A 22690-nucleotide genomic window follows, 5' to 3' on the forward strand; every position below is an offset into this window, starting at 1 on the left:
TCGGAGATGTGTATAAAGAGACAGCTGTAGCTATATGAAGTTGGGTCGTTCGGGTTGTATCCACCATTGTATTCTGCAGCGTCTGCATCTTGACCGTGTGCTAAAGTGAAAGCAGCGACACCTGCTGTAGCGATTGTAGTCGTAGCGATTAATTTTTTCATGTTAAAAAATCCTCCTGAAAAATGTTTAAGATTATAAGTTAAATTCACTAAGTGTGAAGTGTAAGTTTAATAATTTGTAAATCCCATTGGCGTTTGCTTAACAACGATATTTACTGTAACAGAAAATAAAACGCTTGTGTAGCGCTTATTTAATTTGTAATGTTTAAGAAAACATGAGAATCTGATTGTAATAAAGACAAACGCCAAGAACCTTGTCACTAAAGGGTTTTGGACACCCTTAACAAATACTTAACAAATTTCATAAATGTTCTGTCATAAAACTGTAATATGATTACAAAAGTATTGCGATATAAACGTTTTTTAAGTAGTGAACAAGGATAATATTTAGTAAAAATCTACACATTTGAAATTTGAGCCTATATTTAGATCGATGAATTAAAAAAAGGAACGCTAATGACAGTGTAAATATCATTTTAAAAAGTGCACACATAAAAATTGAAAATAAGCAGTTAGAAAACCGACATAAAAAAAATTGAATTTAAAAATTTAACAAAATATCCAAAAACTTCCTATTATATTGTTTGTATTAAAATGAATTGTTAACTTATTACTCATTTATCTCATTATCACGTTAGCGAGGTACACACCAACCGAAATAATTGCCTCTGTAAGTTCCTATATAGATAGTGAATTAATCAGCATACGTTATTTAACTTTTGTGCTTATTTTGAGACCTTTGATAAGGTTTAAAGGAAGAGAAAATCATAGTTGTTGACAATAATAAAAGACTAAGCTATGATACTAGTATAAATTTTATACTTGAAAGGTGGTGCCTGTATTGAAAATAGAATTAGGATTAACGTCATTTGCTGATAACCAAGAAATGCATACAGAAAATGGTGTCATTCCGGCAATTTCAAATGCAGAGCGTATACGAAATATTGTCGAAGAAATCAAATTGGCAGATGAGGTAGGCTTGGATGTATATGGTCTAGGAGAACATCATCGACCTGATTATGCGGTATCAAGTCCAACAACAGTTTTGGCTGCCGCTGCACCGCTTACGAAAAAAATCAAACTAGCTTCCGCTGTGACAGTCTTATCGTCAGATGATCCTGTAAGAGTATATCAACAATTTGCGACACTTGATGGATTATCTAATGGACGTGCTGAAATCATGGCCGGTCGAGGTTCATTTATTGAATCTTTCCCATTATTTGGTTACGACCTTAAAGACTATGAAGCATTGTTTGATGAAAAATTAGATTTATTGCTCAACATTAATCGTAATGAAATTGTGCATTGGGAAGGCCATCTAAGACCAAGTATTGAAGGTTTAGGCGTCTATCCACGTGCGGTTCAAAAAGAATTACCTATTTGGTTAGCAACAGGAGGCACACCTGAATCATCACTTAAAGCGGGTGCTTTAGGTTTACCTATTACGTATGCGATAATTGGTGGTAGTCCGAGACGATTCAGACGTAATATTGTGATGTATAAAGCCATCGCTGAATCAAAAGGTTTTCCAGCATATCAACTTCAAATCTCAACACACTCATGGGGTTATGTTGCTGATACGGATGAACAGGCACAACGTGAATTTTATCCTGCTGTAGAAGCACATCATAATGTGTTAGCGAAAGAGCGGGGTTGGCCAGCATTTTCAAATGAACACTTTTTATCTGAAATTGGTCCGGATGGTGCGATGTATGTTGGAAGCCCAGAAACTGTCGCACAAAAAATTATTGATACTGTAGAGTCATTAGAATTAACAAGATTCATGTTGCATCTGCCTATAGGTTCTATGCCACATGAAAGAACGATGCATGCAATTCGACTTTTTGGGGAAAAGGTAAAACCTATCGTCGATGCATATTTTGAAAACAAATAAGGAGGAATTTGAAATGATCTTAAGATATGTTACAAATTTAAAAGCTGCGAAATCTTTATTCGATGCGGCACAACCCAAATTAAAAGGTGACGAAGGTATGAAAGAGGCGTTCAAAACGTTCAAATTACCTGAAGGAATGGTAAAAGTAATCGGAACTATAGAACTAATAGCTTCTGGTTTATTCGTCGCAAGTCTTTTCCATAAACGTATTTCACAAGCTGCGTCTTTATTATCAATCGGTGTTTTAGTAGGTGCTATTTATAAACACTTTGAAGCAGGTCAAGGAAAAGAAGGCGCGCAACATGCGATTGATGTAGCTACATTAGCTGGCTTGAGTCTTGTTGATACATTGACTTCTAAAAAGTAAGCATTTATGTATCTGATAGTAAAGTATTATTAAAAAATAATGTTATAAATCATTTCTGATTAGTTAATAACGTATTGTCTCAAATATTTATTTACTATTTATTTAACCTACAAAGTATTTTACTTTGTAGGTTATTATTTTTCTTATATTTACGTTTATTTATTTTTGACGAGTAATAAGACATTTGCACAAAACTCAAATGCTAATTATTTAAACTAGATCATTAAAAATAATTTTTTGGGAATCTATAAATCGGTCGCAATAGGCTTTTTATATCTACTTTTATTTGGTAAAGAAAATATATCAAAATTTTTTTCAGAAAGCTAACTCATAAAGTAATTGAAAAATTTACTGATTCAGTTTAAAATATAAATGTTAAAATATTAAATTTCCAAGTTAATATAGTTGTGAGTAGAATTAGACATTGTACCTATACATCTTGGATTGCATCTATAGGGGGTAAGCGAATGGAAAAATACCGTATCAAAAATATGAAAGAACTTATGGCAATTAGTTTTACGACCAAAGGAATCTATGCACAAATTAAAAAGAAGTATGCGCTAACATACGAAGAATTATTTATTCTGACGTTTATATTAGAAAATAAGCATTCTATTTATAATGTAAAAGACATCATTAAAGCTTCAAAGTTCAAACCATACTACATTACAAAGGCTATGCAAAAATTGAAAGATTATGGTTTTCTAACTAAGAAACGTAATGAGCATGATGAACGTACTGTGATCATTGAAGTGTCTGAAGAGCAGTATACAAAAATTGAAGCATTATTTAATGAAATTGAAGCATTGTTGTAAATGTAAGTTCTTTATAAATGAATCATTTTGAATGGAAGCAAAAACTTGTGGAAGTGAAAGAGAGATATTAACTTGAGATTTGAATATTTTAAACCATTTAAAATACGAAATTTCAGAGCAATATTCACGGCATCTTACTTTTAAGAGATGACGTTTGAGATGGGCGCTTCAAACTTTTTAGTAATATGTATGATTTGTGTGGATTAACATGAAAGGGACTGGAACCATAGTCAACGACAGGAAGCAAATTTAAATATTTGTTTCCTGTCGTTTTTTATATTTATACGATGTGCGATACAGAGGGATAGGCAACGAACTGGATTTATACTATAATGTTGAGTGAGTAGCTAAGAAATAAAAAGATTGAGAGGTTTTGGTTATGAAATCTGTGTTAATTCAGTCTGAAATTCAAAAAGAATGGGTAGCTAAATTAGAAGCACATCGAGAGCAATTAGAAAAGAATGCACATCGTAATGATATCGAAAGCCGCTTTCCATATGAAAATGTTCAATGGCTCGTTGATGAAGGTTATAGTCAATTGACTTTACCAGTCGCTTATGGCGGTAGAGGGGCAACATTAGAGGATATGACCGTCATTCAAACTGTTTTGGGTTCAATTGATGGCGCTACAGCTTTATCAATCGGATGGCATGTCGGCTTAATCGGAGAACTGTATGAAGGACGTCTATGGGACGATGCGATACTCGAACTTTTGGCAGAAGCGGTCAAACAAGGTGCGCTCGTTAACCGTGCAGTCAGCGAAGCAGAAACAGGGAGTCCTACTAGAGGGGGCCGTCCTGCAACATTTGCACAATTTGATGGGACCCACTATGTTTTAAATGGTGTGAAGACATTCACGTCTATGAGTCGAGCACTCAGTCATGTCGTCGTTGCCGCTTATATACCTGACCGAGAAAAAGTTGGATTTTTCTTAATAAAAAAAGATGCAGAAGGACTAGAAGTTGCAGATAATTGGAATATGGTCGGCATGCGCGCAACTGAAAGCCATGATTTAATCTTAAACGATGTAAAAGTAGAATCTAAATTTTTAGTTGAGATTAAAGGAGAAGGCCCTAAATTTCAAAACGGATGGTTGCTCCATATTCCAGCTACATATCTTGGGATTGCGCAAGCAGCGCGTGATGAAGCATTAAAATTTGCTTTAACCCACCAGCCTAATAGTATCGAAACGCCAATTTCTGAATTGCCTGTCGTTCAACAAAATATTGGGAAAATGGAAACAAAATTGTTGAGTGCGAGACACTTGTTATGGAGTACAGCAAAAGCATACACAGACTTAAGTGAGAAAGATGAAATCAGTAACGAAACCGCTGCGAGCAAAGTTGTAGTGATGAATAAAGGTTTAGAGGTCGTTGATCTTGCTATGCGGATTATAGGTGCTAAAAGTTTGGAGATGGATCGTCCGATTCAACGTTATTATCGCGATATGCGTGCAGGTTTACACAACCCGCCAATGGAAGATCTTGCTTACACTCAAATTGCTAAAAAAGCATTAAGCTTATTTCAAAGCGACTGACACTTCACATTGAATTCTAAAATATTTGAAGTTCTAGTTTTGTCGCGTTATGCCTAGAGTAATAGCTAAAAATGAATGCAGCGTGCAGACAGCGTGATACAGAGTTTAGAGACTCAGATGTTTGATGATTGAACATTCAAAGTTATGGAATGCAATTTTGATTAAACTTTAAAAAATTATGTTATAGTTTATGTTGTAATTTATTCAAACAACTACAACGGAGGTTTACAAAATGGCAGATGAAAGTAAATTTGATCAAGCAAAAGGAAACATCAAAGAAACAGTAGGAAATATCTCTGGCAATAAAGAATTAGAACAAGAAGGTAAAGAAGATAAAGCGGCTGGAAAAATTAAAGAAGTCGCTGAAAATGCGAAAGATAAAGTGAACGATCTTGTAGATAAATTTAAAAAATAAGCCACTTAGTGATAAGTCAATTGAGCCATTTCAATGAAGTTGGCTAAAATATGAATGAAAAATATATTTTTTTTGAGAGTAAGATGGATCATCTATCGTTTTTAGATGACGTCTTACTCTTTTTAAATAGTTTTAAAAGGATATGTGACATCTGAAAGTAGCATCAAAATTTAAAAGTTAGTGTATCACACTTTAATTGTCTATTGATACTTTTGCGAATACTTTATATAATATGAGGACATCAAATGGACAGAGGAGAATGCTAATATGCGATATCTTTTAGTGGGCATAGGGGGTATCTTTACATTACTTGGGTTTGCAGGGGCCGTGTTACCATTGTTACCTACAACACCTTTTTTATTAGTTGCTGTACTCTGTTTCGCAAAGAGCTCGGACCGTTTTCATGATTGGCTCATCCAAACGACCATTTATAAAGCGTATATCGAGGATTTTCGTCGCTATCGTGGCTACACAATGAAAAAGAAAATTCAATTGTTAGTGAGTTTATATATTGTTGTCGGTTTTTCAATATGGACGATGGATATGCCAATGATTCGGTTGGGGTTAATGGTGATGGTCATTCTTCAAACAATCGTACTTTTTACTTTTGTTAAGACATTGCCAAAGCAGCATGAAGTAGAGCGTAATCGTACGCTTAACGTAAATGAGATAGATTAATATGAATATGTCAAAAATAGAGTGAGTTAGAAATCTTGTGAGGCAAAGTGAGATTTTTAGCTTACTCTTTTTATTGATGTGGTTATTATATAGTGCGCACGCTTTTTAGAAACTTTACATTTTAAAATCGGTAATTTTTATTAAGTTAAAAAATATTTTAAAAAAAGATTGCCTTAAAAATGTATCCACTATATAATAATGATAATCGTTATCAATTGGAGGGCGAATAAATGAAAAAATTATGGTTACCATTATTGGCAATCTTGCTTGTTTTATCTGCTTGTGGCCAAAATGGAGGACAAAATAGCAAAAATGATACAAAATCTTTTGCATTAAAAACAGCAAAAGGTGAAGATAAAGTGGATATTCCTAAAAATCCAAAACGCATCGTTGTACTTGCGCCGACTTATGCAGGCGGTTTGAAGTATTTGGGAGGAAAGATTGTAGGGGTTTCTGATCAAATAACACAAAGTCCTGTGCTGTCAAAAGAATTCAAAGATGTGGACAAAGTAGGCGCGGAAGATGTGGAAAAAGTTGCGACTTTGAAACCTGATTTAATCATCACATACAACACTGATAAAAATACAGACAAATTGAAAAAGATTGCACCAACACTTGCTTTTGATTACGGGCAATACGATTATTTAGAGCAACAAAAAGCAATGGGTGAAATTTTAGGTAAATCAGCTGAAGCGGAAAAATGGATTAAAGATTGGAAAGCTCAAACTGAAAAAGATGGTAAAGAAATTAAAAAACAATTAGGTGACAACACATCAGTTTCTATTGTCGAAGATTTTGATAAAAAACTTTATGCATATGGTAAAAACTGGGGAAGAGGCAGTGAAGTAATTTATCAAGCATTTGGTTTGAAAATGCCTGAGGCTTTAGAAAAAGCAACTGAAAAAGAAGGTTGGAAAGAGATTTCTAAAGAAGAAATTGACAAATACGCCGGTGACTATGTGATTACTGCAAAAGTAAAAGATGCTGCAAAACCAGAATTCCAAAATACGTCAATTTGGAATAACTTGCCAGCAGTTAAACAACATCATGCATTCGATGTAGATTCACAAGTCTATTGGTATAATGATCCTTATTCATTAGATGTAATTCGAAAAGACTTAAAGAAACAATTATTAGCACATCAATAGAGCGAAGTTAAACTTAGAGCGTTAAAAGACGATGAAATTCATCATAAAATAATAAGCACTAAGATGATTGGAAGAACAATAATCATCTTAGTGCTTTTTCATATTTTGAGCATTTATCACCGTATTAAATCATTATTTTACTTTTCTTTCGTATGTGATTGCACCATTTTTATCGAAAATCGTAAGACCAGAAATGTCTTTATTTGGCGCAGGAATTATAAGACTGGCGATATAAGCAGTCACAAAGGCTGTAATAAAAGCAATAATCGATACATAAAATGGGGAACCTGCACCGCCAACACCTTGTAAGAAGTAGCTGACAATGACAGCGATGATGATGCCAATAATTACACCAACGCCATGTGTACGTTTAGTGAAAATACCTACGGCAAAAATACCAGCAATTGGTACCCCGAAGAGACCAGTAATCAATAAGAATAAATCCCATACATCATTAGAGTTTGCGGCAATAAGGTATAAAGAAATCAACATGCCAAGCAGACCGACTACAATAGTGGCAAGTCGTGCAAAACGTACTTCTGCTTCCTCGCTTTTTTTACCAAAGAACCGTTGTTTAATATCGACTGATAAACAAGCAGCCATAGAATTTAAGCTCGATGAAATCGTTGATTGTGCAGCAGCGAAGATAGCAGCAATCATTAATCCAGCTACAAAAGGTGGCATTTCAGTTAAGATAAAATAAGGCACGATAGAAGAGGTATTAAAATCTTTTGGGAGCGTCGTATGATGCGTATAAAAAACAAATAAGACAGTCCCCATGCCATAAAATAACGGTGCTGAGATCATAGCTAGAAGGCCATTTGTCCATAAAGAATGTGAAGTTTCTTTAAGTGATTCAGAGGCCTGATAACGTTGTACCACGTCTTGACTTGCTGTATATTGTTGTAAATTATTAAAAATACTTCCTAAAAAGATGATTGGAATGGCTGCTGATGCGGCGGTGAATTTCCAATTGTCTGCGCTGATGAGTTTTTGTTTGTCAACAGCCTCATTGACTACAGTGCCCCAGCCACCATCGATATGAACGATACCAATAATGATAATGACCAGTGCACCGCCTAGTAAAATTACACCTTGAATAAAGTCACTCCAAACGACGCCTTCAAAACCACCTAAAAATGTATAAACAATACAAAGCACGCCGACTAAACTCGCAACGAGATATGGATTAATATCGGATACAGCTGTAATTGCGAGTGTTGGCAAATAGATAACGATTGCGACACGTCCTAAATGGAAAAGTACAAATAATAAAGAACCTAAAACACGAACCGCTGGATTAAAACGTGCTTCTAAATATTCATAAGCAGATGTAATCTTTAACTTTTTGAAAAAAGGAATATAAAAATAGATTAACAATGGAATAATTGCAACGATTGCAACATTACCTGCAATATAAGACCAATCAGTTAAATAAGATTTTTCGGGTGTAGACATAAAAGTAATGGCACTTAGTGTTGTCGCATAAATAGAGACCCCTACGACCCAAGAAGGCAGTCGACCACTTGCGGTAAAAAAGCTATTTGTATCTTTACCCGCTCGCTTAGTAAAGAATGCTCCAATACCTAACATTAACAATAAATAACAAAGTAATGCTACCCAATTCCAAAATCCAAATCCGATTGTATGCATATTAATGACACCTCTCATTTTGTTTTAAAATAAATTAAATAATTAGTAAGCGCTTACAAATAACTGTAAAAAAGAGAGTGAGTATGTAACATACATAGAGACACGACATGACTCACTCCGGTTTTTCATACATAGGGTACATTACCTATGAATTAAAGTTGATAACGTTGAATCAATTGTTGTAGTGTTTCACGATTTGTTTCATTAAATGGATGGAAAGGTGCTTTAGGTACACCCGTATCCAAGCCTTTCTCAGCTAAAATGGCTTTAAGTGTTGGATAAAGACCTAATTTTAATACAGTTTCGATAATGTCATTCGTTTCATGTTGAATTCGATAGGCACTTTCGATCCGTCCTTGTTGTGCATTTTCAAAAATTTGACGTGTACGTATGCCATTGACATTGAAAGTCGAACCAATTGCCCCATCTACCCCTGAAATAGCCGCTTGGACCAGCATTTCATCAAAACCAGAATAGATCAATTTATCTGGAAATGCTTTTCTTAAACGTTCAAGTAAGAAAAAGTCAGGTGCAGTATATTTCACGCCAATGATATGGTCGTTTTGGAATAATTCTTCAAATTGTTGTATTGAGATATTGACACCAGTAAGTCCTGGAATAGAGTAAACAATCATTTTGTTGCCTGTTGCTTCAATGATTTTGAAGTAATAATCTCGAATTTCTTCGAATGTAAAAGGGTAGTAAAAAGGCGTAACTGCGGATAATGCATCATAACCAAGTTCTGTCGCATATTGCCCTAATTCAATGGCTTCGTTTAAATCAAGTGCACCGACTTGTGCGATTAGCCGAATGGCATCTTTTGCTTCATCTTTAGCAATACGAAAAACTTCTTTCTTTTGAGCTGTGTTCATCAAGAAATTTTCTCCTGAGCTACCATTGACATACAAACCATCAAGTTTTTGCGTATCAATCGCATTTCGTACAATCTGACGTAAACCCGCTTCTTTGATTTCGCCTTTTTCATTAAATGGAACAAGTAAAGCTGCGTATAAGCCTTTGAGATGATCCTCCATCTTTTTAAAACCTCCCAAAATAGATTTGTAATATTGGTCAGACCAATTTATAATTCAATTGTAAGCGTTATTATAAATGGGGTCAATATTAATTTTTATTTGAGAATGTTCAGATTGTGGTAAAATATAACAAATTAATAACAAGGAGATTGCTGTTGGATGGGCAAAGAAGTAGGACAATCAGGCACCAATTTAAAACAAATTGTAGTAAAAAAAATAAAAGATTATATTTTAGCTGAATCACTTCAAGCGGGAGATAAACTTCCGACAGAACGCAAGCTCGCTGAAACGTATCAAGTGAGTCGTTCTGTTGTACGTGAAGCATTGAGTTATTTGGAAAATACAGGGGTGACTGAGAGTGTTCAAGGTCGTGGGACTTTAGTGAAAGCACAAGATATTACCCCATTAATAGAGGGGTTTTTATTTAGTTTTCAAGTTTCACAAGGGAATTTAAAAGACTTGATGATGTTGAGACTGACATTTGAACTCGCTGCGATTGATATCATTGAACGAAAAAATGTGCCACTCACGGCAATCAAGGAAGCATTAGTTGATAATGTAGAGGATTTCAATGTTGAGGCAGACCAAGCTTTTCATGAAAGTTTATTAGCTGCTGTAGATTCATCATTATTTAAGCAAATGAGTGCAGTCGTACAGGCGTATTTTTATCAAATGGCGATTGAAACAACACAAACTGAAAATGAACGGAGTTTGTCGGAACATCGAAAAATATACGAAGCTTTAATGAATGAAAATTATGTATTGGCAAAAGAACTTTTGACGCAACATCTGATGAGAGGGGCGGAGTTTTATGAATAAATTTGCTTTTGATATTGGGGGCACCTATATCAAATCAGCTGTTATCACTGAAGAGAATCAATTGATAGATTATGAAAAAGTTAAAACACCCATCAATGAAAATGAAGCGATTCTAAATGTTGTGGCGCAACGCCTAAAACAATATATTGAACGTTATCGTACTTCAAAAGTATTGGTAGGGATTTCTACAGCAGGGGCGGTCAATCGTGAAACAGCGTCTATTGCTTATGCAAATCCTAATATTAAAGATTACACAGGCACACAATTTGGGAAAAGGCTGGCACCATTTGTAAATGATCTGTGTATTTATAACGATGTTGATGCCGCTTTGTTAGGGGAGCTGAGTTTTAGAAATGAGACTTATCACAGCGCATTTTGCCTAACGTTAGGGACAGGAATAGGCGGTAGTTATTATCATCATGATATGGGGTTACTGACTGGACAACGGCATCGTCCAAATCAAATCGGTCACCTGCTTTATGATCCAGTCACACAAACCAATTATGAACAACGCGGTTCAACTCAAGCACTAAAAAAACAAATTCAAGCCACATACCCTGAGTGTAATGTTCGACAATTATTTGAAGATGCTCAAGGTGGCGATGTCATAGCAAGACAATATCTTCAAAAATGGGCTTATGAAATCGCACGAGGGATAGCTGAAATCCAAGTGATTTATGATCCAGAAATTATCATTATCGGTGGCGGTGTGTCAGCGCAAGGTGAACAGCTGTTGCAATATATACAACCGCAGATCACGCAATTTCTTCCTGAAGGCTATGGGCATGCACGAATTGAAGTTGCCGTGTTGCAAAATAATGCCGCGCTTATCGGGGCGGTTTCTGAATTGTAAACTGATATAGAATTTTCGTTTACATTAATGCTATAATACTGTAATGAAGTGGTCATACTTCGAGTGACTTCAGTATTGAGGAGGAAATGAAGTGAATACAAAATTTCTAGTTTATACAGCGTTAATGACAGCGATTATCGCGATTATGGGATTTGTTCCTGCGATTCCATTACCGTTTTTCCCGGTGCCGATTGTTTTACAAAATGTAGGTATCTTTTTAGCAGGAATCTTGTTAGGACGTAAATATGGTGCATTAAGTGTCATCGTGTTTTTATTACTCGTATTACTAGGTGCGCCATTATTATCTGGCGGACGTGGGGGATATGGTGTTTTCTTTGGACCGAGCGCAGGATTTCTTATTATGTATCCGGTAGTTGCCTTTTTAATCGGTTGGGCAAGAGACCGTCAATTTGAGCAACTCGACTTTAAACGTATTTTTCTTATATTATTGTTGATTGGTGTTATTTTATTAGATGTTGTCGGTGCGATTGTAATGGGCTTGATTATACATATGCCTATTCCTAAAGCATTATGGTTGTCACTATCATTTGTACCGGGTGATTTGATAAAAGCGATTGTTGCTACACTCATTGCGGTAGCATTGTTAAAAAATCCAATCGTTTCCCGTGTGATGCGCCAAATGGCACGTTAAAAATTTGTCCAAGGGGTTGAGGAAGACGATGGAAATTCAAATGAAAAGTATTTATACAGAAGGTGAAATCATTGAATCAAATGAGCGATATACGATTTATGCTAAGCCTTCGCGTCCGCTCGCTTATGACGCAAATAAATGGGTTTACCATCAAATGCCTGATCAACTTACATTGAAAGGGGATATGTTGCAACAGCAAGTGATGCATCAAAAAATAGGGGCGGCTCACTTACAGTTTGAGTTTCCTGAGAATGTAAAACCAAAGCCTTCAATGATGCAGTTTCTTCGTGCGCAAGGTTTTCAATTAGGATGTTTGGAACTCTATGTGATTGAAGCAAATATGTTGCGACAATTAAAAGAGAAACCAATTCGAATGATACGTGTTACAACGAATCATGTGGAAGATTTTCTGCAAGTGGCTACACCGTTAAACCTTCCTTATGGAGATGATTATGCTGCAGAGTTTAGTGATGCTGTAAGAAAGCATGTTGAATTAGGAGAGCGCACATTGGATTATTACGTTGCTTATTTGGATGACCGACCCGTTGGTATTTTGAACCTGATTGAGAAAGAAAGTACGGTTGAAATTGATGGGTTTGCTATTGTAGAGAAGTATCGCGGTCAAGGGATAGGTTCGAGTATGCAAGCTAAAGTAGGTAAAATTGCAGGAAAACGACCTGTTATTTTAGTTGCGGACGCAGAGGATACAGCGAAAGAGATGTATATCAAGCAAGGATACACTTATGTAAGTTTTCAATACAGTGCGCTCAAAGAACACATTGACACGCATCCATCCGAATCTGCCAGTCTACATATTTAGTCTAAAGATAGCGTTAAATTATTTGATCAAGCTATTTTGGAAAGTGGTATGGAGTAAAGATTGAAGGTTGTATACCTATAAAAAAGCAATTGCATATCAAATGAATCGAGCGCTAAGCTGATAGTTATTAAACATCAACTTAGCGCTTTTTATTATGGTTTTTCATTTAAAGATTTTGAATGCGTTCTGGATGACTGTATATGTTAAAGTGACCGTCTCGAACAAAGCCAATGGCCGTGATATTCAAGTCTTCAGCGAGTTGAACCGCAAGTGTCGTAGGGGCAGATTTAGAAATAATCATACCTACACCTATTTTAGCTGCTTTAATTAAGATTTCGGATGAGATACGACCGCTAAAAATAAGAATTTTATCTCGCACACTAATATGGCGTTCGATACAATAACCATAAAGCTTGTCCAATGCATTATGCCGTCCGATATCCTGACGGTGAATGTAAAATTGAGCGCCATCGCTAATAGCAGCATTATGTAGCCCACCAGTAGCGTGGAAGACTTCACTTTGTTCTTGTAGCTCAGCCATCATCGTTAACACTTGTTCGGGTGTGACTTGGATGGTTGTCATTGCTGTTTTAGCAATAGCAGCATCGTTTTGAAAATAAAATTCGCGACTTTTACCACAACACGAAGCGACTAAACGTTTGGTTGATAGTTGGATTCGGTAATGAAGCGGGACTGTCGTTTCGACATGTGCATAACCCCTTTGATCATCAATGTCTATAGATTTAAGTTCATCTCTTTTAAGTATCACGCCTTCAGATGCAAGAAAGCCTAATACCAATTCTTCAATATAGTTTGGACTACATATGACGGTCGCAAACTCTTCTTGATTCACCATTATCGTGAGTGGGAATTCCGTGACGTAATCATCTGTCGTTGCATATAATTTCCCATTCTCATAACGTATAATGGACTGATTTAAACGAATATCTGAGTCCAATCGTCTGTCGCCCCTTTCAATGTGAAAATTGTTAAATTTGTTTGACACAGAATTGACAGATTATATAGTTTTTATTTTAAGTGTTAATGCTGTCTTTTAAAAGTAATATTACTAGTATGGTGATTGAAAACAGTATTTAAAATTAGTAAAATGTAGTAAACAAACTAAGGAAGTGTGAATTACGATGGCAAGTATAAGAGAAATAGCGAAAGAGGCGGGCGTAAGTCCGGGAACGGTTTCTCGTGTTTTGAACGAAGACCCTTCATTATCCGTTGCAACCGCAACGAGGGAACGCATTGTTGAAATTGCAAATAGATTACGTTACACAAAGCAAAAACGGTTGACACGGCAAATCCAAATTGTGACACATGCATCAAAAGAAAAGGAAATGATCGATCCTTATTATAGAGAGCTTCGTTTGGCAATCGAAAAGGAAGTTCAACATTTAAACCTTACTTTGAAAAAGACGATACGCACACATGAAATAACGCATCATAAAATGCTTGAGCGTATTCAAAAGGCAGGTTCAGTCATCGTCATCGGTCCTTTTAAGCAATCTTTTATCGAACAGCTTTATCAATATAATGAGCGGCTCATTTTAATCAATCAGCTTGATGCTCCAGGTGATATTGATGCCATTTCTTCTGATTTGTATCAAAGTATGAAAGTGTTGTTAAGTGATATCCAAAAACGTCAAATGGAATCGATTGTTTATGTGGGCGGCGAAACTAAGATACGAGGCATAGGTTCAGATTATAGCCTTCAATTGGATGCAAGACAACGTGCCTATTTGGATTGGTGCGACTTAAATCAGAAGGCGCCTGTTGTTTACCCGTCTGGCTGGGATCGGGAAAGTGGCTTAGAAATAGGACAGAAAATAGCGCAACAGTCGACATTACCTGAATTGATTATTACTGGCAATGATATGCTTGCGGTGGGTGTCATCCAAGGATTACAACAGTATGGCGTTCATATTCCAAAGGATACACAAATTGTGAGTTTTAATGATTCAGAAATTAGCCAATATACCGTACCTATGATATCAAGTGTTCATATTCCGATAGAGGAATTTGGGCGTCAGGCTGTGCGTTTGGCTCAAGATTTAATGAAAGGACAACGTGAAGTCGCCATTCATATGCAGCTTAATACAGAATTGCAATACCGAAGTAGTTTTCCTAAGCACTAACCTCTATTGACAGCCCTTTCACTAAACAGTAAAATGTAGTTGATGTTTACTATAAATTTAACTTTGAGGTGTGACCTATGCAAAAACTAACGCAAAAATTTACTGATATTTTTCATGAAGCACCCACATTGACAGCTTTTGCACCAGGACGGATTAATTTAATTGGTGAGCATACGGATTATAATGGGGGATTTGTTTTCCCAGCCGCAATTGAATTAGGCACGTATGGTGCGATTTCTAAGAGATCCGACAGACTAATTCAACTATACTCTACAAATTTTGAAGAAGTAGGTGTGATTTCATTTGATTTAGACCATTTGCAATACAAGCCTTCAGACCAATGGGGCAATTACCCTAAAGGCATCATTCACTTTCTTGTTGAACGATATCCTCAAATTGAAACAGGCTTCAATATCATTTATGAAGGTAATATTCCGAACGGAGCGAGTTTATCTTCATCTGCTTCAATTGAGTTGCTTACTGGCCATTTAATTACATCTTTATTTCACATTAACATGGATCGACTAGAGCTCGTTAAAATGGGGCAGCGCGTTGAAAATGATTTTATTGGTGTGAATTCTGGAATTATGGATCAATTTATTATTGGGTTTGGTAAAAAGGATCATGCAATATTGTTAGATACAAATACTTTGGAATACCATTATGTCCCTACGGAATTTGGCACGTACAAAATTTCAATTATGAATACAAATAAGCGACGCGAATTGGCAGAGTCTAAATATAATGAGCGTCGCGCTGAATGTGAACAAGCGCTAGCACAATTGCAGCAACATCTTGATGTACAGTCGCTTGGAGAAATAACGATGGCGCAATTTGAAGATTATGCACATGTCATTAGAGATGAAAAATTGCGTCGCCGCGCCAAACATGCCATTTCTGAAAATGAGCGTACGAAGCAAGCCTATGAAGCATTAAAGGCACATGACTTTGATACGTTTGGACAGTTATTAAATGCTTCTCATGCTTCATTGAAAGATGATTATGAAGTGACAGGGATTGAGTTGGATACATTAGCGGAATGCGCACAAAAAGTAGAGGGTGTGTTAGGTGCGCGAATGACGGGGGCTGGCTTTGCAGGTTGTGCCATTGCGCTTGTTCACCAAGATAAGATTAAAGATTTAGAGCGCATTGTGACAGAAGAATATACACGCACAGTCGGTTATGCACCTTCGTTTTATCATGTTGATATTGCCAATGGCGTACGTACTTTAGAGGAAGATTAAAGGAGTGGATAAAACATGTCATTACTTGTCTTAGGAGGCGCCGGTTATATAGGAAGTCACTGTGTTAATCAGTTAGTGGAAGCGGGACATGAAGTTGTCGTTGTTGATAATTTAGTGAAAGGGCATCGCCAAGCTGTACATGAAACAGCAAAATTTTATGAAGGAGACATACGTGACGCAGCTTTTCTCAATCAAGTATTTGAGCAAGAACAAATAGAGGGCGTTTTTCACTTTTGTGCCTTTTCGTTAGTTGGGGAATCTGTAACCATGCCGCTCGAATACTTTAATAACAATGTGTACGGCTTACAAGTGCTACTCGAAGTGATGCGTGCACACGATGTACAATATATTATCTTTAGTTCGACAGCAGCGGTATACGGTGAACCAGAAGTTATTCCAATCGAAGAAACTGCTAAAAAAGTGCCTACGAGTCCTTATGGTGAAAGTAAGTTAATGATGGAGAAAATGATGCGATGGTGTCACGAGGCGTACGGTATTCGTTATGCTGCTTTACGTTACTTTAATGTGGCAGGTGCAAAAGCGGATGGTTCCATTGGCGAAGACCATCATCCAGAAACGCATTTGATTCCTGTTGTTCTTCAAGTGGCTTTAGGTCAACGAGATGCTTTAAAGATGTTTGGCGATGATTATGATACACCAGATGGAACACCGATTAGAGACTATTTACATGTGACGGATTTGATTGCTGCACACATACTTGCTTTCAATTATTTAAAAGAAGGTGGGGAGAGTGGTGCGTTTAACTTAGGAACAAACCACGGCTACTCTGTTAAAGAAATTTTAAATGCTGCACGTGAAGTGACAGGTTGTGAAATTCCAGCAGTTGTTGCACCGAGACGCGCAGGTGATCCGAGTAAACTGGTTGCTTCTAGTGAGAAAGCAATGCAGCGATTAGGTTGGACACCTCAACATGACGATATTCATGAAATTATCGCAACGGCATGGCAGTGGCATCAAAGTCATCCGAATGGTTATGAAAACGTTTAGAGGAGGCGCATTATGGCAAATGCATCACATGTTTATCAATTCGCGGATGCTGTTATTAAACAAGGCGATTTTGAAATAGAAGACCGAATTTATGTTGTGAACCAAATTTTAGCGCGTCTGAAAGCAAACGATGTTGCGCTACTGGATAATCAATTTGATGTGCAACCTCAGACACCGATTGACATTGTAAATGTTCTTATTGAAGATGCGATTCAGCGTGGTGTATGCGATGATATTTTGGCTGAACGCGAACAGTTAGAAGCGAGTTTAATGGATTTGCTTACCCCAAAACCCTCTACTGTGAATCGAATGTTTTACCAAAAATACCAACAATCACCCCAAGCGGCTACAGATTACTTTTATGAATTAAGCCATCTTAATCACTACATTAAGCAAGAAGCAGTCGCCAAAAACATTGTGTATGATGTATCGACTGAATATGGCAAACTCGAGATTACAATTAATTTATCGAAACCTGAAAAAGATGCACGTCAGATTGAGAAAGAAAAGCTTGCACCTGCGTCAAAATATCCGCAGTGCGCGATTTGTATAGAGAACGAAGGGTTCTATGGCAGTATGACCCAAGCCGCGCGTTCAAATCACAGAATAGTCCGGTTGAACATTAATGGGGAAACTTGGGGGTTCCAATACTCGCCTTATGTTTATTTTAATGAACACAGCATTTTATTATCTGAAGCCCATACACCAATGATAATTAACCAACGCACATTTGAAAACTTGCTCGATTTTGTAAGGCAGTTTCCACATTATACAATTGGTTCTAATGCGGACATTCCAGTCGTAGGGGGCTCCATATTATCCCACAACCATTATCAAGCAGGACGACATGAATTTCCAATGGCGCTCGCTAAAGTAGAACGGACCTTTACTTTACAGTCATATCCAGAAGTGACAGCAGGTGTCGTTCAATGGCCAATGAGTGTGATTCGTCTCATTTCAAAAGATACCAAACAACTGATTGCAGCAAGTGAATGGATCAGAAAAAGATGGGAAGACTATAGTGATCCTACAGTGCAAATTAAGGCTAGAAGTAACTCTGGAGAACGGCATCATACGGTAACACCGATTGCGAGGTATCGAAATCAATGTTATGAAATGGACTTGGTCTTACGTGATAATCAACGGACCGAAGCCTATCCAGATGGCCTATTTCATCCACATCAAGATGTCCAACATATCAAAAAGGAAAATATAGGTTTAATCGAAGTCATGGGCACCGCCATTTTACCCGGACGGTTAAAAGATGAGCTCCAAAATGTGATTGCCTATTTAGAAGGCGACAAAAATGTTTCATTAGGTGTACACGAAAAATGGGCACATGAGATGAAACGTCAATATGATTTTCAGCAATTAGATGCTTCTAAAATTGTCCGAAAAGAAGTAGGTTATAAATTTGAAAGAGTGTTACATGATGCAGGCGTGTTTAAAAGAAACCCAAAAGGTCAAACTGCTTTTAATCGCTTTATCATCACATTAAATGAATCGTGACACATCAAAACGTTCGAAATTTGATATACTGATTTCGAACGTTTTTTATTATAGATAGCATTGACAAAAAGGAGTGGTTTAGGTGAAAAAGTTATTTGGATTACTTGTATTAAGTTGCTTATTGTTAATGTCAGCCTGCGGACAGTCTTCATCCAATTCAAAAGAAGACCAGTCGAAAACGTTAACTGTGTCAGCGGCTGCAAGTTTGACAGATGTGACAAAAGATTTGGAGCAAGCTTTTCATAAAGAACATCCTAATGTTAAGGTGAACTTCAACTACGGAGGATCAGGCGCTTTACGTCAACAAATTGATAAAGGGGCACCTGCAGATGTATTGATGTCGGCAAATACGAAAGATGTAGATTTACTCAATCAAAAAGGAAAAGTTAAAGAGACGTATGATTATGCACGCAATACACTCGTATTAATTCACAAAAAAGGAAGCCCTATCAAAAGCGTGAATCAATTAGTCGATGAAGATCATCTTGCAATGGGTGAAGTTGAATCTGTACCGGCTGGAAAATATGCGAAAACTTATCTCGAAAGCCAAAAATTGTGGTCAAAAGTAGAACCTCAAGTCGTTTATGCAAAAGATGTGCGTGAAGTATTAAATTATGTTGATAAAGGGAACGCGCAATTAGGATTTGTTTATAACACAGATTTATACGTCGGAAAGCAACAACGTAACGGTGTCGAAAAAGTAGCTGAAGCGCCACTTAAAAAGCCTATTGTTTATCGTATGGGTAGAGTTACAGATACAAAAGAAGCAAAAGCTTGGTACAACTTTATGAAGAGTCACAAAGCACAACGAATTATGAAAGATTATCATTTTAAGAATTAGGTGAGTTGATATGCACGATTTAACGCCGCTTTGGATTTCAATACGTGTAGCAGTGGTAAGCACCATCATCGTTTTTATTTTGAGTATTTTACTCGCAAAGTCGATGTATCATCGAAAACAAAAGTGGACGCATATGATCGAAAGCATTGTATTACTTCCTATTGTTTTACCTCCAACAGTTCTTGGTTTTTTGTTACTGATGCTCTTTTCAGTGAATGGAGGTTTCGGTCATTTTTTAACGGATGTACTTGGTGTTAAAGTAGTTTTTACATGGATAGGGGCAACGGTTGCTTCAGTGATTGTGAGCTTTCCGTTAATGTATCAACACGTCGTCCAAGGATTTAGAAATATTAATCCTAAAATGTTAAATACCGCACGTACGATGGGGGCATCTGAGCTGAAAATCTTTTTTAAAATTATTTTGCCGTTATCTAAGCGGGCGTTAATCACCGGAACGATGTTAGCTTTTGCACGTGCCATTGGTGAATTTGGCGCAACATTGATGGTGGCAGGCTATATTCCGGGGAAAACGAATACATTGCCTTTAGAGATTTACTTTTTAGTCCAACAAGGTCGAGAGAGCCAAGCTTGGCTATGGGTACTTGTACTCGTCGCTTTTGCCATATCGGTCATCGGTACAATGAACATGTTAAACCGTGATCGTTATCAGGAGGTGGAGTAATTGTTCGAGATAAATATTCAAACAGAGATTAACCATCGCATGATTCATATTCATATTCAAAATGATCAGCCATGTATCTATGCGATACAAGGTAATTCTGGTATTGGTAAAACGACATTACTAAATATGATTGCTGGCATTCGTATACCAGATAAAGGATTTATTCGCATACATCATCGGACATTGACTGATACGTCACAACGTGTACATATACCCATTCACCATAGACGTATAGGCTATCTGTTTCAAGATTATCAGTTATTTCCACACATGACAGTATTTAAAAATATTACCTTTATGGCACAAAATAATGCGCACATTGAACGTTTAATTGACCAATTAAACATAAAGCACTTATTAACGTCATATCCAGAGCGTTGTTCTGGTGGAGAAAAACAGCGTATTGCGTTAGCGCGTGCATTAAGTATGAAACCAGATTTAATACTGTTAGATGAACCATTTTCAAGTTTAGACGATGAGACAAAGCAACAAGGGATTGATTTAATCAAAGAAATATATCAACAATGGCAAATACCTATTATTTTTGTTACGCACTCGAAATGGGAAGCCAATGCATTAGCGGATGAAACTATCGTGCTTCAATGAAGACATCTATGAGTTTTAAAGTACCTATTCATCTTAATAGTGTAATGAGTGAGGCTATTATTGAGCTTCAAACGTGTCATTAAAATGTAGGGAATCTACTGAGAGAATAATACGGTTTTACCTAATTGTGAAAAAATTAGAATTAAGTTTTAATCAATTGAGTAGATAAAATAGAGGCCGTATAATAAATAAAAAGAATCAATGGAAAGGCGTTTTAATATGGCAAAGGATCGCTATTCTAGACAAATACGATATAAAGGCATCGGTGAAAGTGGCCAAGAAAAAATAAATCAAAAGACAGTGTTGATTGTAGGAATGGGTGCGCTTGGGACCCACGTTGCTGAGGGCTTAGTGCGTGCAGGTATCCGAAAACTAATGATTGTCGACCGAGATTATATTGAACATTCAAATTTGCAAAGACAAACATTGTTTACAGAGCAAGATGCTGATGAAAGTGTACCTAAAGTGATTGCAGCGCAACAAATGTTGCATGCGATACGACGTGATGTAGAAATCGAAACGTTTATCGAACATGTCGACAGTCCTTTTTTAGAACGAATTGTACCAGAAGTAGACTTAATTATGGATGCAACAGATAACTTTGAAACACGTCTACTGATTAACGATGCCGCTTATTTATATCACACACCATGGATTTATGGGGGTGTGGTACAAAGTACTTATGTGGAAGCGCCATTTATTCCGGGTGAAACGCCTTGCTTTCAATGTCTCGTGCCACAAATTCCATCAATGAATTTGACGTGTGACACAGTGGGGGTGATTCAGCCTGCTGTGACGATGACCACAAGTCTACAATTAGCTGATGCTTTGAAAATTTTGACTGAAACGCCAGTAGAAGCAAAACTCACATACGGTGACATTTGGGAGGGGACACATTATCGATTTGGCATGCAACGCCTATATCGTTCAGATTGTCCAACATGTGGGACGGCACCGACTTACCCTTATATGAATGCACATGCAACACACTTTGCGGCATTGTGCGGAAGGGATACTGTACAATATCAACATCCTTCGTTGACACATGAAGCGCTCATTATATTTTTACAAGAACGTCATATCCCTTATCAATCGAATGGTTATTTAATTCGCTTCAACTTTGAAACTTATCGTATTGTGGCTTTTCAAGATGGCCGCTTACTCATACATGGGTTAAAAGATTTACATCAAGCACAAGTTTTAGTACATAAATTGTTTGGTTAGTCATAAAAGGAGGTTATTCAATGCATACGAATGTAAAGCTCAATCGTGAAATACGTTGTGCTGTACTTACAGTTTCTGATACAAGAACTGTTGATACAGATAAAGGGGGGCAACTCGTTCAAACGTTGTTACAAACAACGAATTGTGTGGTTCAGCCCGAACACTATCAAATTGTTAAAGATGACCGCTCTGCAATTGAATCACAACTTAAGCGATGGTTAACAGAGCCGCTCGATGTCATTATAACGACAGGTGGGACAGGAATTGCACCTAGGGATGTCACTATCGAAGCGGTACGACCGTTACTGACGAAAGAAATCGAAGGCTTTGGTGAACTCTTCCGTTATTTAAGCTTTGTAGAAGACGTCGGTACACGGGCTTTATTATCAAGAGCTATAGGCGGTACGGCAGGTCAAACATTAATTTTTAGTTTGCCGGGTTCGACAGGCGCAGTTAAGTTGGGAATGAATCGATTGATCTTACCTGAAATCAATCATCTCGTTCATGAAATGAATCGTTAGCATTAACGGAGAGTAAAAAGAAGAGTGTTTTGAAGAGAAAATGTGGTTTTCAGACAGTTTAGTGATTTACTGTGCACATATTGCAATTTAATCAAGCGGGCAACGCA

The 22690-nt window shown here is 37.0% G+C and carries 23 protein-coding genes and 1 pseudogene; 20 read left to right on the forward strand and 4 right to left on the reverse strand.

Going from position 1 to position 22690, the window contains the following annotated elements:
* Positions 1 to 161, reverse strand: a pseudogene (locus C1H58_RS12580) (hypothetical protein); the annotation flags it as partial.
* A 799-nt stretch (positions 162 to 960) separates the two neighbouring features.
* Here C1H58_RS12580 and C1H58_RS09585 point away from each other — a divergent pair.
* From C1H58_RS09585 to C1H58_RS09615, 7 genes are all read left to right on the forward strand, one after another.
* Positions 961 to 2013, forward strand: coding sequence for an LLM class flavin-dependent oxidoreductase (locus C1H58_RS09585; RefSeq protein WP_165546062.1), 1053 nt, complete (start codon positions 961 to 963; stop codon positions 2011 to 2013).
* 13 nt (positions 2014 to 2026) lie between these two features.
* On the forward strand, positions 2027 to 2380 hold the full coding sequence (locus C1H58_RS09590; protein WP_050330178.1) for a DoxX family protein: 354 nt from the start codon (positions 2027 to 2029) through the stop codon (positions 2378 to 2380).
* A gap of 467 nt (positions 2381 to 2847) precedes the next feature.
* Positions 2848 to 3195 (forward strand): transcriptional regulator, SarA/Rot family, encoded by a 348-nt coding sequence (locus tag C1H58_RS09595; protein ID WP_050330179.1) that lies wholly within the window; start codon positions 2848 to 2850, stop codon positions 3193 to 3195.
* A gap of 379 nt (positions 3196 to 3574) precedes the next feature.
* Positions 3575 to 4732 carry an acyl-CoA dehydrogenase family protein gene (locus tag C1H58_RS09600; RefSeq protein ID WP_165546063.1) on the forward strand — a complete coding sequence of 386 codons (1158 nt, stop codon included), beginning with the start codon at positions 3575 to 3577 and terminating at the stop codon, positions 4730 to 4732.
* Between the two features lie 232 nt (positions 4733 to 4964).
* Complete coding sequence (locus C1H58_RS09605; protein WP_060829518.1) at positions 4965 to 5147, forward strand: CsbD family protein; 183 nt, start codon at positions 4965 to 4967, stop codon at positions 5145 to 5147.
* Between the two features lie 267 nt (positions 5148 to 5414).
* On the forward strand, positions 5415 to 5825 hold the full coding sequence (locus C1H58_RS09610; protein ID WP_060829519.1) for a YbaN family protein: 411 nt from the start codon (positions 5415 to 5417) through the stop codon (positions 5823 to 5825).
* A 230-nt stretch (positions 5826 to 6055) separates the two neighbouring features.
* Positions 6056 to 6973 carry an ABC transporter substrate-binding protein gene (locus tag C1H58_RS09615; protein WP_165546064.1) on the forward strand — a complete coding sequence of 306 codons (918 nt, stop codon included), beginning with the start codon at positions 6056 to 6058 and terminating at the stop codon, positions 6971 to 6973.
* Between the two features lie 132 nt (positions 6974 to 7105).
* Here the strand turns inward: C1H58_RS09615 and C1H58_RS09620 are convergent, their stop codons facing one another.
* Positions 7106 to 8626: a sodium:solute symporter family protein gene (locus tag C1H58_RS09620; protein WP_165546065.1), complete on the reverse strand. Its 1521-nt coding sequence runs from the start codon at positions 8624 to 8626 to the stop codon at positions 7106 to 7108.
* 152 nt (positions 8627 to 8778) lie between these two features.
* Positions 8779 to 9660 carry an N-acetylneuraminate lyase gene (locus tag C1H58_RS09625; RefSeq protein ID WP_060829522.1) on the reverse strand — a complete coding sequence of 294 codons (882 nt, stop codon included), beginning with the start codon at positions 9658 to 9660 and terminating at the stop codon, positions 8779 to 8781.
* Between the two features lie 159 nt (positions 9661 to 9819).
* Between C1H58_RS09625 and C1H58_RS09630 the strand changes: the two genes are divergently transcribed.
* From C1H58_RS09630 to C1H58_RS09645, 4 genes are all read left to right on the forward strand, one after another.
* Positions 9820 to 10479, forward strand: coding sequence for a FadR/GntR family transcriptional regulator (locus C1H58_RS09630; RefSeq protein WP_103356287.1), 660 nt, complete (start codon positions 9820 to 9822; stop codon positions 10477 to 10479).
* Entirely contained in the window at positions 10472 to 11332 is an 861-nt protein-coding gene (locus C1H58_RS09635; protein ID WP_165546066.1) for an ROK family protein, read from the forward strand. Before C1H58_RS09630 ends, C1H58_RS09635 begins: the two co-directional genes overlap by 8 nt.
* 91 nt (positions 11333 to 11423) lie before the next feature.
* A complete protein-coding gene (locus C1H58_RS09640) occupies positions 11424 to 11984 on the forward strand; it encodes a biotin transporter BioY (RefSeq protein ID WP_050330191.1) in 561 nt (186 codons plus the stop codon).
* 28 nt (positions 11985 to 12012) lie between these two features.
* Positions 12013 to 12804, forward strand: coding sequence for a GNAT family N-acetyltransferase (locus C1H58_RS09645; RefSeq protein ID WP_165546067.1), 792 nt, complete (start codon positions 12013 to 12015; stop codon positions 12802 to 12804).
* 166 nt (positions 12805 to 12970) lie between these two features.
* On the opposite strand, the gene fdhD is transcribed toward C1H58_RS09645, so the two are convergent.
* Positions 12971 to 13762, reverse strand: a complete 792-nt coding sequence (fdhD, locus tag C1H58_RS09650) for a formate dehydrogenase accessory sulfurtransferase FdhD (protein WP_060829526.1) — start codon at positions 13760 to 13762, stop codon at positions 12971 to 12973.
* 184 nt (positions 13763 to 13946) lie between these two features.
* Here fdhD and C1H58_RS09655 point away from each other — a divergent pair, with 184 nt between their 5' ends.
* The 9 genes from C1H58_RS09655 (at position 13947) to C1H58_RS09695 (ending at position 22583) form a co-directional block, all read left to right on the forward strand.
* Positions 13947 to 14948, forward strand: coding sequence for a LacI family DNA-binding transcriptional regulator (locus C1H58_RS09655; RefSeq protein WP_060829527.1), 1002 nt, complete (start codon positions 13947 to 13949; stop codon positions 14946 to 14948).
* Positions 14949 to 15025: 77 nt separating this feature from the next.
* A complete protein-coding gene (locus C1H58_RS09660) occupies positions 15026 to 16192 on the forward strand; it encodes a galactokinase (protein WP_165546068.1) in 1167 nt (388 codons plus the stop codon).
* Positions 16193 to 16207: 15 nt separating this feature from the next.
* Positions 16208 to 17200 carry a UDP-glucose 4-epimerase GalE gene (galE, locus tag C1H58_RS09665; protein WP_060829529.1) on the forward strand — a complete coding sequence of 331 codons (993 nt, stop codon included), beginning with the start codon at positions 16208 to 16210 and terminating at the stop codon, positions 17198 to 17200.
* A 9-nt stretch (positions 17201 to 17209) separates the two neighbouring features.
* Positions 17210 to 18709, forward strand: a complete 1500-nt coding sequence (galT, locus tag C1H58_RS09670; protein ID WP_481864910.1) for a UDP-glucose--hexose-1-phosphate uridylyltransferase — start codon at positions 17210 to 17212, stop codon at positions 18707 to 18709.
* Between the two features lie 82 nt (positions 18710 to 18791).
* The gene (modA, locus tag C1H58_RS09675; protein ID WP_082165713.1) at positions 18792 to 19550 is read left to right on the forward strand and encodes a molybdate ABC transporter substrate-binding protein; all 759 of its coding nucleotides are present in this window, start codon (positions 18792 to 18794) and stop codon (positions 19548 to 19550) included.
* Between the two features lie 10 nt (positions 19551 to 19560).
* A complete protein-coding gene (modB, locus tag C1H58_RS09680) occupies positions 19561 to 20232 on the forward strand; it encodes a molybdate ABC transporter permease subunit (protein ID WP_165546070.1) in 672 nt (223 codons plus the stop codon).
* Entirely contained in the window at positions 20233 to 20838 is a 606-nt protein-coding gene (locus C1H58_RS09685) for an ATP-binding cassette domain-containing protein (RefSeq protein ID WP_207554686.1), read from the forward strand.
* A gap of 219 nt (positions 20839 to 21057) precedes the next feature.
* Positions 21058 to 22062 (forward strand): ThiF family adenylyltransferase, encoded by a 1005-nt coding sequence (locus tag C1H58_RS09690; RefSeq protein ID WP_165546071.1) that lies wholly within the window; start codon positions 21058 to 21060, stop codon positions 22060 to 22062.
* A 20-nt stretch (positions 22063 to 22082) separates the two neighbouring features.
* Positions 22083 to 22583: a MogA/MoaB family molybdenum cofactor biosynthesis protein gene (locus C1H58_RS09695; RefSeq protein ID WP_165546072.1), complete on the forward strand. Its 501-nt coding sequence runs from the start codon at positions 22083 to 22085 to the stop codon at positions 22581 to 22583.
* The last annotated feature ends 107 nt before the right edge of the window (positions 22584 to 22690 follow it).

Source organism: Staphylococcus sp. 191 (assembly GCF_011174885.1).
Taxonomy (GTDB): Bacteria; Bacillota; Bacilli; order Staphylococcales; family Staphylococcaceae; genus Staphylococcus; species Staphylococcus coagulans.